This is a genomic window from Mycobacterium avium subsp. avium, from assembly GCF_009741445.1.
In the GTDB taxonomy this organism is placed as follows: Bacteria; Actinomycetota; Actinomycetes; order Mycobacteriales; family Mycobacteriaceae; genus Mycobacterium; species Mycobacterium avium.
Genome location: NZ_CP046507.1, coordinates 2,203,030 through 2,216,834, shown reverse-complemented (window position 1 = coordinate 2,216,834; position 13,805 = coordinate 2,203,030). Strand labels below are relative to the sequence as shown.

Here is a 13,805-nt window from a genome sequence, read left to right as displayed (position 1 = left end):
CGACGCCAACTACGCGAGACGGAGGGCCAACGCGACGCGCTGGCCGAACGTCTCGCCGGCTACCAGAAACGGGAGGCGAGGCCGTCGTGGCTGAGATTCTCGACGTGCCCGCCGATTTGTGGGACGTGGCAGGGCTCGACGTGGCCGGCTTTTACAACGACGACGGCACCCTCGACGAAGACAAGGTGCGGTTCGCGGCCGGCACCCTTGCCGAAATGCGGCCCAGGCTAGCGAAACCGCCGGCCCCACAGGCGTCCTGGGGCCAGGGAAGCGGCGGAATCGGGCCAGTCGGCGGCCAAGATGCTAGCTGGAACGACGTCATCAGAAGGTAGGATGGCGGTCGAGGTCGGACAGACGGCAGGACCGGGCCAACCTCAACGCAGGGCCAGGCGCCCGCCACGTCGCTCCGGGTGAGCGCGCGGAAGAACCGCTCGTCGGCATCTTCGACCCGTCACGAACGTGACACCTTGGTTTTCGTCGAAGTCGATGCCGAACACAGCGGCCAACGTAAATCGTTGCGCGACAAGCGCGCTCACCCATAGGAGCATTTCTCATGGCATCGACAACCAGCACGTTCGGGCCCATTCTCGCGCCCGAACAGGTCGCCGACCTCATCATTCAACCGCTGATCCAACAGTCCATCGCCGGCCAAGTACTCACGTCCGTCACGATCGGCGAGCATTCGTACCGAATCCCGATCGTCACGACCGACCCCAGTGCATCGTGGACGGCCGAAGGTGCGGAAATCACCGTGACCGACCCCGACGTCGACGAGCTCGAAGTCACGCCGTCCAAGCTGGCCGCGCTGACCGTCATCAGCCAGGAGCTTGCCGACGACTCGAGCCCGGCCGCCATCAACGTTGTCGGCCAAGGCATCACCCGCGACCTCAGCCGCAAGACCGACCAGGCGCTATTCACGGCCACCACGACCAACGGCCCGGGTGGCATTCCCGGTGTCAGCGGCGTATCCACCGTTTCGGCCGGCGCCGCGTACGCCAACGTCGACCCGTTCAGCGACGCCATTTACACGGCCGCCCAGCACAACGGCGTCATTACCGCATGGGTCACCAACCCGGCGACCGCGATGGCGCTGGCCAAGCTGAAAGTCGGCGCCGACTACAACCTTCCGTTGTTGCAACCAGACCCCACCAAGCCCGGCCAGCGGCAGATTCTCGGCATTCCGTTGCTCACGTCGCCGTACGTCACGACCACGAACAACGTCGTGTGGGGCATCTCGCAGAGTCAGGCGTTCATGGTCGTGCGCGAAACCGCAGAGGTCGAATCCGACCGAAGCGTGTTCTTCACCAGCCACCGTGTCGCGGTGCGCGCCATCGTGCGGCTCGGCTTCGGCTTCCCCAACCCGCCGACCCTCGTCAAGATTGCGACCACCTGATGACCATGACAACCAAGAGCGCACGCCGCGCACACGAGCCATCGGTGGACGACCACAAGCCGTGCACCGTAGACGTCACGCCCGGCACGGCCGTTTACTGGGACGGCGACCAGCGCGGCGGCACCATCCGCGATGTGCCCAAACACATTGCGATGGACTGGCTACGCAAACGCTTCGCAACCGTCGTGTACGAACCAATGGACGATGCGTAGGCGCAAGCCGCGCCGTGACACCACACCATGCACCGTCACAGTGACGCCAGGTCACCTGGTTTTCCACGACGGTGCGCAACGCGACGGCACACTCCACGACGTGCCGAAGCACTTGGCGATGCACTGGCAAAAGCACCACTTCGCCACCATCGTCGACGAACCGGTCGGTGCCGGCGCCGCGTCAAACACTGAGCATGTCGACATAACGAGAGTGCAAGACGTGGCCATGACCGCATCCTTTGCCGCGAGCCACGATCTGCGCGACGCCGACACCGACCACACCGCCACCGGAGGGACGCCTGGCGCGGCGAGCCCGGCGCCGGCTCGAAGGGGATACGGTGGAGACTCCCCGCCCGTATCTACTGACAGCCGTTCGGTTCTGGTAAAAATGCCGTGTACGGGTCTGGGAATTTCGCTGCCAGCGTCCGAAAATCCGTCGAATAGTTGTAATCAATTGCAGAACAACGTAATTGACCTATCGCCGTATCGGCTTGATTCGGCGGATGATGCGGCGGGCGGGCTCGGTTCGGGTGGTGACGGGCGTACGGGTTCGTACGGGTTGCGTACGGGTTCGCGCGTGTGCCGGAATTGCGGTGCGCCGGTATCGGGCCGGCGGAAGTGGTGCTCGGAGGCGTGCCGGTTGCAGGCGTACCGCCAGCGCGGGGGCGGCGAATGACGGTCGGCTACCGGTTCTGGGTTGTGCGGCCGGGGGAGGATTTGCTGCTCTCGCCGTACGTTGCGCCGCCGGTTGAGGGCATCAACGTGTTGCAGGCGAGTGAGATTGCCTTGCGCATGGTCAGCGGCGAGGACTACGGGCCGGCGTGGTTTTCGGCGCGGATGACCGCGACGTGCCCGACGGCTCCGGACCATCGGCCGCCGGCGCCAGGCTGTCTCTGCGGCGTTTTTGCAGAGCGCACCGTCGAGCACGCCCGGGTGCGAGCGCAGCGACATCGGGTGAGCGTTGAGGCCAATCTGGTGCGAGCGTGGCGGCGCGGCCTTGCAATTCCGCCGCCACCGTCCTACGTCATTGGCGCCGTCGCGCTGACGGGCGCTATACCGTTTGTGCCGGCGCCTCCGATGTTCCGCGTCGCCGATGACGAATTGCGGGCGGCGGCGGCCGAAATCGTCGACTTGCTCGTGCCTGTCGACTCGGGTGACCCTCAGCTTGGCGAGCGGCTGGCCGCCCGGTATGGCGTGCCGGTGTCGGTTGTCAAACCCGCGATTGCCGGCCGGTGACCGAGCATCCCGGTCGCACCGAACCCCGGCGCCGGCGCCGCGAACGGCGCCAAACTACTGCGGTTAGTTGATGTGGCGATGGGGTACCGTCAGGCGAGGTGCGCGGCGGGCCCGGGGTTGCCGAGCACTTAGCCCCCGTCAGTCATGAAGCCGCTGGCGGGGGCGCCCTTGTCGAAGACGGCTTGAGCGATCTGCGCGGCGCGCTCATCAGTCATCAGCTCGCCTTGAAAGACGAATTCTTCGGCGTGGAGGTCGATGTCGCTGACCTCTGCACCGGCCAGCGATTCGGGAAACCCTCGTGCGTTATCTGTCACCGGTGACCTCCTACTCCCAATTCTCCTGCACAACGATGACGGCGCTTCGCCGCATCGGTTCTGTGGTCAACCAAGTGTGATGGGCTCCGACGTCGGGAGCGTCGCCAGCTTGGGGTCAGCGAAGCGGCACGGCAACCCAATCGTCCTGGCCCGCCCACTTCACATACAGCTCGTTGGGCATGGGGGATTGCATCGACCCCTTGAGAAGCATGGTGTGGCCTGCACCCGGTTGGACGACCGAATCGTTGGGAAGTCGGCGGTTGATGCGCGGCGCCCGGGATTCATCGACGTAGACGTGTTCGGCTGTGTCTGTTCCGGTGTTGCGTAGGACGTACTGGTCGCCGTCGCCTTTTTCGATTCGCCACGCCACTTCGGCCGGCTTCGGTTCATCGCTCGCGGTGGTGTGGCCGGCGATGCCGGCTTCGAGCGCGCGCTCTGCGATCAGATTGGCGCGGGCTGCTTCGTCTGCGCTTCGCTCGGCGGCCTTAGCTGACTGCTTCTCCCACCGCAACACTCGCCACGACAGCAACGCAGAGCACAGCGAAATCACCAGGGCAACCCAGCCTGGTACGTCACCCCAGTGCATGCCGGTGAAGATACGCGACCTGCGCCTACCCCCGCCGCAAAATGCGCTCGGTCACCGCCGAGTGGCCGGCCGCTCGGCGCCGTGGTGGCGGCTGCATAGCCAGCGCGCGGTGGTCGGCGAACACCGCACCGAGCATCTGTTGCCGGTACTCCCAGTCGGCCCGGGCCGCGATGGCCGCGCGCCGGCGCTGGGCCCGATTGACCAACAGCGCGCACACGACGACGAGCACAGGCACGAAGAACCACGGGTACGCCAGGATCACGCCGGCGACGGTATAGAGCGCCGGCAAGCCCACAAAGACGCCGGCGCACACGGCGGCGGCCGGGTGCCGATCGCGCCACGTGTCGCGTTCGAATTCGAGCCCGCAGCGTGGGCATTGGTGTCCGGCCACCGGTCAGACCGCTCGGAAGTCAACGAAGTGCTCGACGGGGAACGAATCCTTGCACTTGCCGCATCGCAGCAGCAGCCTCGGGGACGTGGCGAGCAGTATCAGCGTCTTTCGCACGTACCGGTTCTTGTGGAAGGTGCAGACCGCCGTTCCCCGGTCCGCGCAGTGCTGGGCTATCCAGGCTGCTGGGTTGCGGCATGGCCGCGCTGTCTGCTTGGTCTGACAACGGAGCGGTTCATCCCATGATTCGGCGATGATCTCGGCGAACGAAGCCGCAGTGCCGGTGCTCGCGTGAATGGCGTCGGTGCTGGTGGCGGTTGTCATGGCTGGGCCTTCTTGTCGGGAAAGACCAACCTTCGCTCCAGGTACCGACAAATCGGGGTGTGGTTGCGTACTGAGGCTTGCAGTGGTCATGGCTAGCTACCTCTCGGTCGGATGCTAGCGTCCCGTTGACCAGTTCACATGTAGTTCACGTGGCCTGCTTGCCGGCTCAGATTGTGGTTCTGAGCATTACGAAAGCTGGTGCGCGATACTGGGATTGAACCAGTGACCTCTTCCGTGTCAGGGAAGCGCTCTCCCGCTGAGCTAATCGCGCCGGGGAAACCAAAAGCTGGAGGTGGAGACGGGAATCGAACCCGTGTGCACGGCTTTGCAGGCCGTTGCCTCACCACTCGGCCACTCCACCGTTGGGGTCCACGCCACTTGCACCTTCGAGCGGATGACGGGATTCGAACCCGCGACCCTCACCTTGGCAAGGTGATGCGCTACCAACTGCGCTACATCCGCGCGCCACGGACGAGATCGTCGCCCGGTGCGAAGCACGACGATAGTCGACGTGAGCGGGCACATACAAATTTCTTGGTACGAGCCGTGTCTAGGCTATCGCGTCGTCCCGCCGAAGCCGATGCGGCCGGTATCGTCGGGTCTGGCTCGTGCTAGTCTTCGACGTCGTTCGCCGGTCCCGTGGCTCAGTGGGAGAGCGTCCGCTTCACACGCGGAAGGTCGCTGGTTCGATCCCAGCCGGGACCACAAGGTAGGAGCGTTATTTGCGCGTCGCGCACAACATCCGCGCAACATCGGCAGCTTTTCTCGGCTGAAGATGGGTCGCCCGAACCGCTGACATGTGTCGTCGTGGTCTGATAGACCTCTCTCTGACAAAGGAGGGGTAATCAATTCATGAGGATCGCAGCGACGTTCGCCGGGGCGGTGTTCGGTGCCGCCCTGACCGCCTGTGCCCCGGCGCCTACCGCTTCGGCTGTGCCCGGTGACCCGATGGCCGGCTGTGAGACCCAGGTGTTCGCCAACTACTGCGACGGCCCGATCCGGCCCGACGGGTCATGGAAGCGGTGCATGTTCGCCCACGGCCAGTACGGCGGCGGGGTCTACACCCCGCCGGTCCAGAACTGCTTCATCGTGCCCGGGGCCGATCAGATCCCGCCGACGCCGATCGGACAACCAAACCACCACATCGACCAGTAGCGGCTCCGTATCTGGCGACGACCTACTATCGCGGTCAGAACGTCCAGCCCTGCGCCTCGATGTATCCCATGAGGTTGAGGCACGGCACGCCGACAGCCGCGCAGACATCGGGAATGCGGGGCCTGTCGAGCTTGCCGCTCGCGGTCTCCTCGGTGACGACAGTACCGTTGTGGACCATCGCCAGCGCGATGACGAACGGGTCGGCTGCGCTGCGCCTTCCGCCCTGGCTCACCAGCCGCGGGTAAAGGCGGAGAATCTGCGTCGCGCCCTGCTGTATGGGTTGTTCTAGCGGAACGAACAAGTCAAGCTGCGCGTCGGCCCACTGCCGAGCGTCGTCATCGCGTCTATTGAGTTCGTGCCGGACCTCATCCACCGACCGAACGAGGCCGGCCGCGATGGCGTCCTCGATCCGCGCCCACAGCGTGTGAAACACCGTGGGCCGGAACAGGTCGCGCCGCCCATTGAGGATGGCGCTGGTGTCGAAGGAATAAAGCACGTCAGTCAGACGACATTCCGCAACTCGGCGGATTCGGCCAAGCGGGGGATCTGGCTTACCTTCGCGTCTAGGTAGATCGCTGCGGTGTTGCTGTCGATTACGCGGCGCCGGTGAGCATCGGTTACTGCGCGCACGTAGGCCTTGCCGAGGTCGCGCACCGTGTTTCGGTACCAGTCGCCGCCGCCGGTTCGAGCGCGGTCGGCCTCCTCCTCGTGGGCGGCGATGAACTCGGCGCGACGCTGACGGTAGAGGTCTACTGGTACGAGGCCGAGCGCGCTCAATCGTCGTAGGAACGCCTCGGCGCTCACACCGAACTGCGCCGCGACTGGCCGCAAGGTGTCGTAGTCCCAAGACGCTGGAATGTCGCGTCGAGCGATGACGTCCGGCCGTGCGCGTACGTCGGCGGCGGGCATCAGCACGGCGGCGGCGACGGCATTGCACCGCGCTTCCAGTGTCCGGTTTGCGGTGCGGGGCCGATCGTCGGCCACCACGTCACACAGCCCCTCGGTGTGCAGCACAAGGTGTACGAACTCATGTAGCAGCGAGAACAGCCGGGGCCGAGGGTAGTCGCCGCCATTGAGCACGATCACTGGCAGCACGTCGAAGTACAGAGACATGCCGCGCATCTCGTCCACGGACACCTTGCCGCCGCGCGTGGCCAGCACCAGCATGCCGGATGCCTCGATGGCTGACACCCACGCATTCAGATGCTCGTACGGACTTAGGGAATTAGGCGGGATGGGCAGGGGGCCGACATCGATCAAGGCTGCGCGGATGCGCGCCGCAATCTCGGCGTCGTTGTCGTCGGCTGACACCGGGATGCGCCAGGCAACAGGGAGCTCCCGTTCCTCTGTCTCGGCCAGCTCCAGCGCAAAATCGCGCTGCGTATGTGCGCGCCGAAATTCCTCATGCAGCTCGGGAGACCAGTGACCAGCCTGGGTGCCGTCGAGCCGCCGAAAGTCCCGCAGCGTGTCGAACCCTTCGGGCGGTTCGGAGAGGAAGAACACCGCGAGCGAGCGTTTGTAAACCTCGGCGGCCTTGCGCAACTGGGCGATGGTCGGCACCGCCCTGCCCGCCTCCCACGCTTCCACACGGTCGTCGGGCAAGCCGAGCTTACGGGCTGCCGCCAGTGCGCTCAGCCCGCACGATTCGCGCGCCCAGCGCAGAACGGAAGACTCCACCGGCGCAGGAATTGACGACGGCATGGAGTCATAATGCCCTAGGCCACCAACACCAATCGCCGAATTGCGCACATCCCCCCAAGACCTGGTGAGACGTGTCATCAAGGCTGTTTGGCCGCCGGCGCGGCCGGCTATTGCCTGATTGCGCCCGCTGGGCCACCATAAACGGCGTGAGTAAGGTCACCCTAACTACCGAGCTGCCGCAGATGTTCGGCCTGACCCTGCCGTCGCCGGTGTTCATGGCGCCGATCGGCGTCATCGGCATCTGCGCCCAGGACGGCCACGGCGACCTCGCCACCGCGCGGGCGGCCGCGGCCACCGGCGTCCCCATGGTCGTTTCCACCCTGACCGCCGACCCGATGGAAGACGTCGCCGCGCAGTTCGGCGACACCCCCGGCTTCTTTCAGCTCTACACCCCGAAGGACCGGGAGCTGGCCGCCAGCCTCGTGCACCGGGCCGAGGCCGCCGGCTTCAAGGGCATCATCGTCACCCTGGACACCTGGATCCCCGGCTGGCGACCGCGCGACCTGTCCACCGCCAACTTTCCCCAGCTGCGGGGGATGTGCCTGAGCAACTACACCAGCGATCCGGTGTTCCGCGCCGCCCTGGCGCGCCCGCCCGAGGAGGACCCGCAGGGCACCGTGCTGCAGTGGATATCGACCTTCGGACACCCGCTGACCTGGGACGACCTGCCCTGGCTGCGGTCGCTGACCGATCTGCCGCTGATCATCAAGGGCATCTGCCACCCCGACGACGCCCGCCGCGCCCGCGACGGCGGCGTCGACGGCATCTACTGCTCCACCCACGGCGGACGCCAGGCCAACGGCGGTCTGCCCGCGCTGGACTGCCTGCCCGGTGTGGTCGAGGCGGCCGACGGCCTGCCGGTGCTGTTCGACTCCGGGATCCGCAGCGGCGCCGACGTCGTCAAGGCGCTCGCGCTGGGCGCCACCGCGGTCGGCATCGGCCGCCCGTACGCGTACGGCCTGGCGCTCGGCGGCGTCGACGGCATCGTGCACGTGCTGCGCTCGATCCTGGCCGAGGCCGACCTCATCATGGCTGTCGACGGATATCCGACGCGCAAAGATCTCACCCCGGACACGCTTCGGCGCGTCGCCTGAGTCCGGCCGCCCGGTTTCTGCCAGCGTGGGGGAGTGCCGGACAGCGAACCGATCCTCGAGGAGTTCGACGAGTACCTGGCGCTGCAGTGCGGGCGTTCGGCGCACACCCGCCGCGCCTACCTCGGCGACCTGCGCTCGCTGCTGGCCTTCGCCGGTGAGCGCGGCACGGGCCTGGACGGGCTGAGCCTGCCCCTGCTGCGCTCCTGGCTGTCCGCGGCCGCCGCCGGCGGCGTCGCCCGCACCACGCTGGCCCGCCGCACCTCGGCGGTCAAGGCGTTCACCGCCTGGGCCGTGCGGCGCGGCCTGCTGACCGCGGACCCGGCGGCTCGGCTGCAGGTGCCCAAGACGCACCGCACCCTGCCCGCGGTGCTGCGCCAGGACCAGGCGCTGGGCGCCATGGCCGCCGCTAAAACCGGTGCGGCACAAGGAGATCCGATCGCGTTGCGGGACCGGCTGATCGTCGAGATGCTGTATGCCACCGGGATCCGGGTCAGCGAGCTGTGTGGCCTGGACATCGACGACGTGGACACCGGGCGCCGGCTGGTCCGCGTCCTGGGCAAGGGCAACAAGCAGCGCAGCGTCCCGTTCGGGGCGCCGGCCGGCGAGGCGCTGCACGCGTGGCTGGCCGACGGGCGGCCCGCCCTGGCGAACGCGGAGTCCGGCCCGGCGCTGCTGCTGGGCGCCCGCGGCCGCCGGCTCGACGTCCGCCAGGCCCGCACCGTGGTGCACCAGACGATCGCGGCGGTCAGCGGCGCGCCGGACATGGGACCGCACGGGCTGCGCCACAGCGCGGCCACCCACCTCCTGGAAGGCGGCGCCGACCTGCGGGTGGTCCAGGAACTGCTGGGTCATTCCAGCCTGGCCACCACCCAGCTCTACACCCATGTCGCGGTCTCGCGGCTGCGCGCCGTGCACGACCAGGCCCATCCGCGGGCCTGACCGGCGACGCGCGCGTCGAGTGTGAACCCTGGGCGGCGACACGCCGACGATCCGCGCCGCGATGCAACACCGAACGCCGAGGTGCAACACTCGAGCGCGCTCAACCGCCCAGCGGCTTGAGCCGGATCGGGGTGGACGCGACCAGGCCCAGCGGATCGACGTAGCGTGCGCCCGACGCCGGACCCCACATCGCGCCCCAGTGCAGGCAGGCCCCTCCAGCTGGAGAGGCCCGGCAGCCGGGGTGCCCGGGCAGCAGCTCGCCCAGCACCGTCTGCGCCGTCACCGGCTGCCCGACCCGCACCACCGCCCGGACCGGCTCGTAGCTGGTGCGCAGCCCGCCGGGATGTGCCACCGACACCACCGGCCGCCCGGCGAGCAGCCCGGCGAACACCACGGTCCCCGCGCCCGCCGCGTACACCGGCTGACCGGCGGTGCCGGCCAGATCGACGCCGCGGTGGCCGGGATGCCAGTCCTGGGCCGGGGCGTCGAACGCCCGCACCACCACCGGCGGCGGGCGCAGCGGCCACTCCAGGCGAAGATCGCCGGCCGCCGCCGGGACCGCGCCGACCAGGCCCACGACCAGCATCAGCGCCGCCCACCGCACGCACCGAGTTCAGCGCCGCGGCGGCGGCGCCGCCAGTCACGGCCGCGGCGGCTGTGGAAAAAGCACCTGCTGAATGGGTGTAAACTGCTGGTCGCAGCTCGTCCGCGGGCTGACTTCGCGCGTCTGCATCGCGTCTCGGAGTTTCCACGAGGAGATCGCACCGCATGCCGACCGGTCCCACCCGGGTTTCCGGGCTGGGTTCGGCATCGCCGCAGGCGCCAGGGCCCGGCCTCACCCGATGCCGGGCGACAACCGACACAAGTGAGGCACCTCCATGGCCGTAGTCACCATGAAGCAGCTGCTCGACAGCGGCACCCACTTCGGGCACCAGACCCGTCGCTGGAACCCCAAGATGAAGCGGTTCATCTTCACCGACCGCAATGGCATCTACATCATCGACCTGCAGCAGACGCTGACGTTCATCGACAAGGCGTACGAGTTCGTCAAGGAAACCGTCGCCCACGGCGGCACCGTGCTGTTCGTCGGCACCAAGAAGCAGGCGCAGGAATCCATTGCGGCAGAAGCGACCCGGGTCGGCATGCCGTACGTCAACCAGCGCTGGCTCGGCGGCATGCTGACCAACTTCTCCACCGTGCACAAGCGGCTGCAACGCCTCAAGGAACTCGAGGCCATGGAGCAGACCGGCGGCTTCGAGGGCCGCACCAAGAAGGAGATCCTCGGGCTGACCCGCGAGAAGAACAAGCTCGAGCGCAGCCTCGGCGGTATCCGCGACATGAGCAAGGTGCCGTCGGCGATCTGGGTCGTCGACACCAACAAGGAGCACATCGCCGTCGGCGAGGCCCGCAAGCTGGGCATCCCGGTCATCGCGATCCTGGACACCAACTGCGACCCCGACGAGGTCGACTACCCGATCCCGGGCAACGACGACGCCATCCGCAGCGCCGCGCTGCTGACCAAGGTGATCGCCTCCGCGGTCGCCGAGGGCCTGCAGGCCCGCGCCGGCGTGGGCCGCGGTGACGGCAAGCCGGAGGTCGAGGCCGCCGAGCCGCTCGCCGAGTGGGAGCAGGAGCTGCTCGCCTCGGCCACTGCGACAGCCGCCCCCACCGAAGCGGGCGCACCCGAACCCACCACCGACCCCTCCTAAGGAAGGCTGACCATTGGCCAACTTCACCGCTGCCGACGTCAAGCGGCTTCGGGAACTCACCGGTGCCGGCATGCTCGACTGCAAGAACGCCCTGGCCGAATCCGACGGCGACTTCGACAAGGCGGTCGAGGCGCTGCGGATCAAGGGCGCCAAGGACGTCGGCAAGCGCGCCGAGCGGGCGACGGCCGAGGGCCTGGTGGCCGCCCAGGGCGGCGCGCTGATCGAGCTGAACAGCGAGACCGACTTCGTCGCCAAGAACGCCGAATTCCAGGCGCTTGCCGACCAGATCGTGGCGGCGGCCGCGTCCTCGAAGGCCACCGACGTCGACGCGCTGAAAGCCGCGAAAATCGGTGACACGACCGTCGAGCAGGCGATCGCCGAGCTGTCGGCCAAGATCGGCGAGAAGCTGGAGCTGCGCCGCGTCGCGCACTTCGACGGCACCGTCGAGGCCTACCTGCACCGGCGGGCGGCCGACCTGCCGCCCGCGGTCGGCGTGCTGGTCGAGTACCAGGGCTCGGGCAAAGACAGCGACAAAGAGGCCGCCCACGCGGTCGCGCTGCAGATCGCCGCGCTCAAGGCCCGCTACCTGTCCCGCGGCGACGTGCCCGAGGACGTGGTGGCCAGCGAGCGCCGCATCGCCGAGGAGACGGCCAAGGCGGAGGGCAAGCCGGAGCAGGCGCTGCCCAAGATCGTCGAGGGCCGGTTGAACGGCTTCTTCAAGGACGCCGTGCTGCTCGAGCAGCCGTCGGTGTCCGACAGCAAGAAGACCGTCAAGGCGCTGCTCGACGAGGCCGGCGTGACCGTCACCCGGTTCGTGCGCTTCGAGGTCGGCCAGGCCTGACCGGTCGCGCGCGGCGGCACAAAACCTCCCGACGGCGTGCCCGCGCGGGTTAGCGTCGGTGCATGCGACACGTGCACGCGTTCGGCGACGACGCCCTCGGCGACCTCGACGCGGTCGGGCTGGCCGACGCCCTCCGAGCCGGTCGGGTGAGCCGGGCCGAGGTGGTCGAGGCCGCGATCGCGCGCACCGAGGCCGTCGACCCGATGCTGAATGGCTTGGCGTACGCGGCTTTTCAGCAGGCGCGGGCGGCCGCCGAGCGGCCCGACCCGCCCGCCGGTTTCTCCGCGTTTTTCGACGGCGCCCCGACGTTCATCAAGGACAACATCGACGTCGCCGGCCAGCCCACCATGCACGGCACCGACGCGTGGACGTCGTACAACGCCGTCGCAGACAGCGTGTTCACCCGGCTGTACCTGGCCACCGGGCTGATCTCGGTGGGCAAGACGCAGCTGTCGGAGTTCGGTTTCAGCGCGGCGGCCGAGCATCCCCGGCTGGGCCCGGTCCGTAACCCGTGGGACACCGACTACACCGCCGGGGCGTCGTCGTCGGGATCGGGCGCGTTCGTCGCCGCCGGCGTGGTGCCGATCGCGCACGCCAACGACGGCGGCGGCTCCATCCGCATCCCGGCGGCCTGCAACGGGCTGGTCGGTCTCAAGCCGTCGCGCGGGCGGCTGCCGCTGGATGCCACGCTGCGCCGGATGCCGGTCGGGGTGGTGGCCAACGGGGTGGTGACGCGTTCGGTGCGCGACACCGCGGCGTTCTACCGGGAGGCCGAGCGGATCTGGCGCAACCCCAGGCTGGCGCCGATCGGCGACGTCACGGGCCCGGGCCGCCAGCGGCTGCGGATCGCAGTGTTGACCCGGTCGATCCAGCGCGAGTGCAGTCCGCGGATCCGGGAGCTGACGCTCAAGACGGCCGGCCTGCTCGAGGAGCTCGGCCACCGGGTCGAACACCTCGACGAGCCCCCGGTCGCGGCCAGCTTCGTCGACGATTTCGTGCTGTATTGGGGGTTTTTGGCGCTGGCCCAGGTGCGCAGCGGCCGGCACCTGTTCGGCCCGACGTTCGACCGCGACAAGCTGGACAGCCTGACCCGGGGCCTGTACCGGCACACCAGCCGCAACCTGCACCGCCTGCCGCTGGCGATCGCGCGGCTGCGCCGGGCGCGACGGCGCACCGCGCCCCTGTTCGGCATCTACGACGCGGCGCTGACCCCGACCGTCGCCGACGAGACGCCGCGCATCGGTTTCCTGGCGCCGACCGACTACCAGCAGGTGATCAGCAGGTTGATCGACTGGGTGTCGTTCACCCCGCTGCACAACGTCACCGGCGAGCCGGCCATCTCGCTGCCGTTGGCGCAGTCCGAGCACGGCATGCCGGTCGGCATGATGCTGTCGGCCGACATTGGCCAGGAGGCGTTGCTGCTGCAGCTGGCCTACGAGCTGGAAGAGGCGCGGCCGTGGCCGCGCATCCAGGCCGCCTGATCAGCCGTCGGAGCCCAGTTTCTGCAGCATTCGTTTGAACTCGCGCTGCTGAGTCTCGGTGAGCTTGGCCAGGATTCGGGCATCGGCGCCGCGCACCGCGGCTTCGGCCCGCTTGAGCAGGGTGCGGCCCGCGCCGGTCAGGTGGGCCGGCAGCGAGCGCCCGGACGACACCGACGACGGCCGCGCCACCGCGCCGACCTCCTGCAGCCGGCGCAGCACCGTGTTCATCGCCTGCGGGGTGACGCCCGCGCGGCGGGACAACTCCGCACTCGACATGCCCGGGAACATCGAAAGAATGCGCAGGCAAACGAATTCGGGCAGGGTCAAACCCAGCGGGCCCAGCGCCCCGGAAACCTCCGGGCGCAGCGCGGCCCCCACCCGGTACAGCAGGTAACCCAGCGGCGCGTCGTCGGCCTCAGTCATGTCAACGAT

The 13,805-nt window shown here is 68.3% G+C and carries 17 protein-coding genes, 4 tRNA genes and 1 pseudogene; 11 read left to right on the top strand and 11 right to left on the bottom strand.

Annotation, left to right across the window (positions count from 1 at the left end):
• Nucleotides 1–86: 86 nt before the first annotated feature.
• From MAA44156_RS10340 to MAA44156_RS10325, 4 genes are all read left to right on the top strand, one after another.
• A complete protein-coding gene (locus MAA44156_RS10340) occupies nt 87–332 on the top strand; it encodes a hypothetical protein (RefSeq protein WP_009978141.1) in 246 nt (81 codons plus the stop codon).
• Nucleotides 333–553: 221 nt separating this feature from the next.
• A complete protein-coding gene (locus MAA44156_RS10335; RefSeq protein ID WP_009978140.1) occupies nt 554–1,393 on the top strand; it encodes a phage major capsid protein in 840 nt (279 codons plus the stop codon).
• A complete protein-coding gene (locus tag MAA44156_RS10330) occupies nt 1,393–1,605 on the top strand; it encodes a hypothetical protein (protein WP_009978139.1) in 213 nt (70 codons plus the stop codon). Before MAA44156_RS10335 ends, MAA44156_RS10330 begins: the two co-directional genes overlap by 1 nt.
• Nucleotides 1,606–2,277: 672 nt before the next feature.
• Entirely contained in the window at nt 2,278–2,841 is a 564-nt protein-coding gene (locus MAA44156_RS10325) for a hypothetical protein (RefSeq protein ID WP_009978137.1), read from the top strand.
• 128 nt (nt 2,842–2,969) lie between these two features.
• Here MAA44156_RS10325 and MAA44156_RS10320 read toward each other — a convergent pair whose 3' ends face one another.
• The 7 genes from MAA44156_RS10320 to MAA44156_RS10290 form a co-directional block, all read right to left on the bottom strand.
• Nucleotides 2,970–3,155, bottom strand: a complete 186-nt coding sequence (locus tag MAA44156_RS10320) for a hypothetical protein (RefSeq protein ID WP_009978136.1) — start codon at nt 3,153–3,155, stop codon at nt 2,970–2,972.
• 115 nt (nt 3,156–3,270) lie between these two features.
• The gene (locus MAA44156_RS10315; RefSeq protein WP_128971806.1) at nt 3,271–3,741 is read right to left on the bottom strand and encodes a hypothetical protein; all 471 of its coding nucleotides are present in this window, start codon (nt 3,739–3,741) and stop codon (nt 3,271–3,273) included.
• 25 nt (nt 3,742–3,766) lie between these two features.
• Nucleotides 3,767–4,003 (bottom strand): hypothetical protein, encoded by a 237-nt coding sequence (locus tag MAA44156_RS10310; RefSeq protein ID WP_128971807.1) that lies wholly within the window; start codon nt 4,001–4,003, stop codon nt 3,767–3,769.
• Between the two features lie 132 nt (nt 4,004–4,135).
• A complete protein-coding gene (locus MAA44156_RS10305) occupies nt 4,136–4,453 on the bottom strand; it encodes a hypothetical protein (RefSeq protein WP_009978131.1) in 318 nt (105 codons plus the stop codon).
• 196 nt (nt 4,454–4,649) lie between these two features.
• A tRNA-Val gene (locus tag MAA44156_RS10300) sits at nt 4,650–4,724 on the bottom strand.
• A gap of 16 nt (nt 4,725–4,740) precedes the next feature.
• Nucleotides 4,741–4,814, bottom strand: a tRNA-Cys gene (locus tag MAA44156_RS10295).
• A 28-nt stretch (nt 4,815–4,842) separates the two neighbouring features.
• A tRNA-Gly gene (locus MAA44156_RS10290) sits at nt 4,843–4,915 on the bottom strand.
• 171 nt (nt 4,916–5,086) lie between these two features.
• Between MAA44156_RS10290 and MAA44156_RS10285 the strand changes: the two genes are divergently transcribed.
• Both MAA44156_RS10285 and MAA44156_RS10280 read left to right on the top strand, forming a co-directional pair.
• Nucleotides 5,087–5,158: transfer RNA gene (locus tag MAA44156_RS10285), tRNA-Val, on the top strand.
• A gap of 147 nt (nt 5,159–5,305) precedes the next feature.
• The gene (locus tag MAA44156_RS10280) at nt 5,306–5,608 is read left to right on the top strand and encodes a CDGP domain-containing protein (RefSeq protein ID WP_009978130.1); all 303 of its coding nucleotides are present in this window, start codon (nt 5,306–5,308) and stop codon (nt 5,606–5,608) included.
• Between the two features lie 34 nt (nt 5,609–5,642).
• On the opposite strand, the gene MAA44156_RS10275 is transcribed toward MAA44156_RS10280, so the two are convergent.
• Nucleotides 5,643–6,104 carry a DUF4411 family protein gene (locus MAA44156_RS10275; protein ID WP_009978129.1) on the bottom strand — a complete coding sequence of 154 codons (462 nt, stop codon included), beginning with the start codon at nt 6,102–6,104 and terminating at the stop codon, nt 5,643–5,645.
• Between the two features lie 5 nt (nt 6,105–6,109).
• Nucleotides 6,110–7,309, bottom strand: a complete 1,200-nt coding sequence (locus tag MAA44156_RS10270) for an XRE family transcriptional regulator (RefSeq protein WP_050427683.1) — start codon at nt 7,307–7,309, stop codon at nt 6,110–6,112.
• A 71-nt stretch (nt 7,310–7,380) separates the two neighbouring features.
• Between MAA44156_RS10270 and MAA44156_RS10265 the strand changes: the two genes are divergently transcribed.
• Both MAA44156_RS10265 and MAA44156_RS10260 read left to right on the top strand, forming a co-directional pair.
• Nucleotides 7,381–8,403 (top strand): alpha-hydroxy-acid oxidizing protein, encoded by a 1,023-nt coding sequence (locus tag MAA44156_RS10265; RefSeq protein WP_332909159.1) that lies wholly within the window; start codon nt 7,381–7,383, stop codon nt 8,401–8,403.
• 33 nt (nt 8,404–8,436) lie between these two features.
• Nucleotides 8,437–9,342 (top strand): tyrosine recombinase XerC, encoded by a 906-nt coding sequence (locus MAA44156_RS10260; RefSeq protein WP_003875091.1) that lies wholly within the window; start codon nt 8,437–8,439, stop codon nt 9,340–9,342.
• Between the two features lie 109 nt (nt 9,343–9,451).
• On the opposite strand, the pseudogene MAA44156_RS10255 reads toward MAA44156_RS10260, so the two are convergent.
• Nucleotides 9,452–9,916, bottom strand: a pseudogene (locus MAA44156_RS10255) (M23 family metallopeptidase); the annotation flags it as partial.
• Between the two features lie 304 nt (nt 9,917–10,220).
• On the opposite strand from MAA44156_RS10255, the gene rpsB reads away from it, so the two are divergent.
• From rpsB to MAA44156_RS10240, 3 genes are all read left to right on the top strand, one after another.
• Complete coding sequence (rpsB, locus tag MAA44156_RS10250; protein WP_003875093.1) at nt 10,221–11,051, top strand: 30S ribosomal protein S2; 831 nt, start codon at nt 10,221–10,223, stop codon at nt 11,049–11,051.
• Between the two features lie 13 nt (nt 11,052–11,064).
• Nucleotides 11,065–11,892 (top strand): translation elongation factor Ts, encoded by an 828-nt coding sequence (gene tsf, locus MAA44156_RS10245; RefSeq protein WP_009978118.1) that lies wholly within the window; start codon nt 11,065–11,067, stop codon nt 11,890–11,892.
• 62 nt (nt 11,893–11,954) lie between these two features.
• A complete protein-coding gene (locus MAA44156_RS10240; RefSeq protein ID WP_009978116.1) occupies nt 11,955–13,373 on the top strand; it encodes an amidase in 1,419 nt (472 codons plus the stop codon).
• On the opposite strand, the gene MAA44156_RS10235 is transcribed toward MAA44156_RS10240, so the two are convergent.
• Nucleotides 13,374–13,796, bottom strand: coding sequence for a MarR family winged helix-turn-helix transcriptional regulator (locus MAA44156_RS10235; protein WP_003875096.1), 423 nt, complete (start codon nt 13,794–13,796; stop codon nt 13,374–13,376).
• Nucleotides 13,797–13,805: the final 9 nt, after the last annotated feature.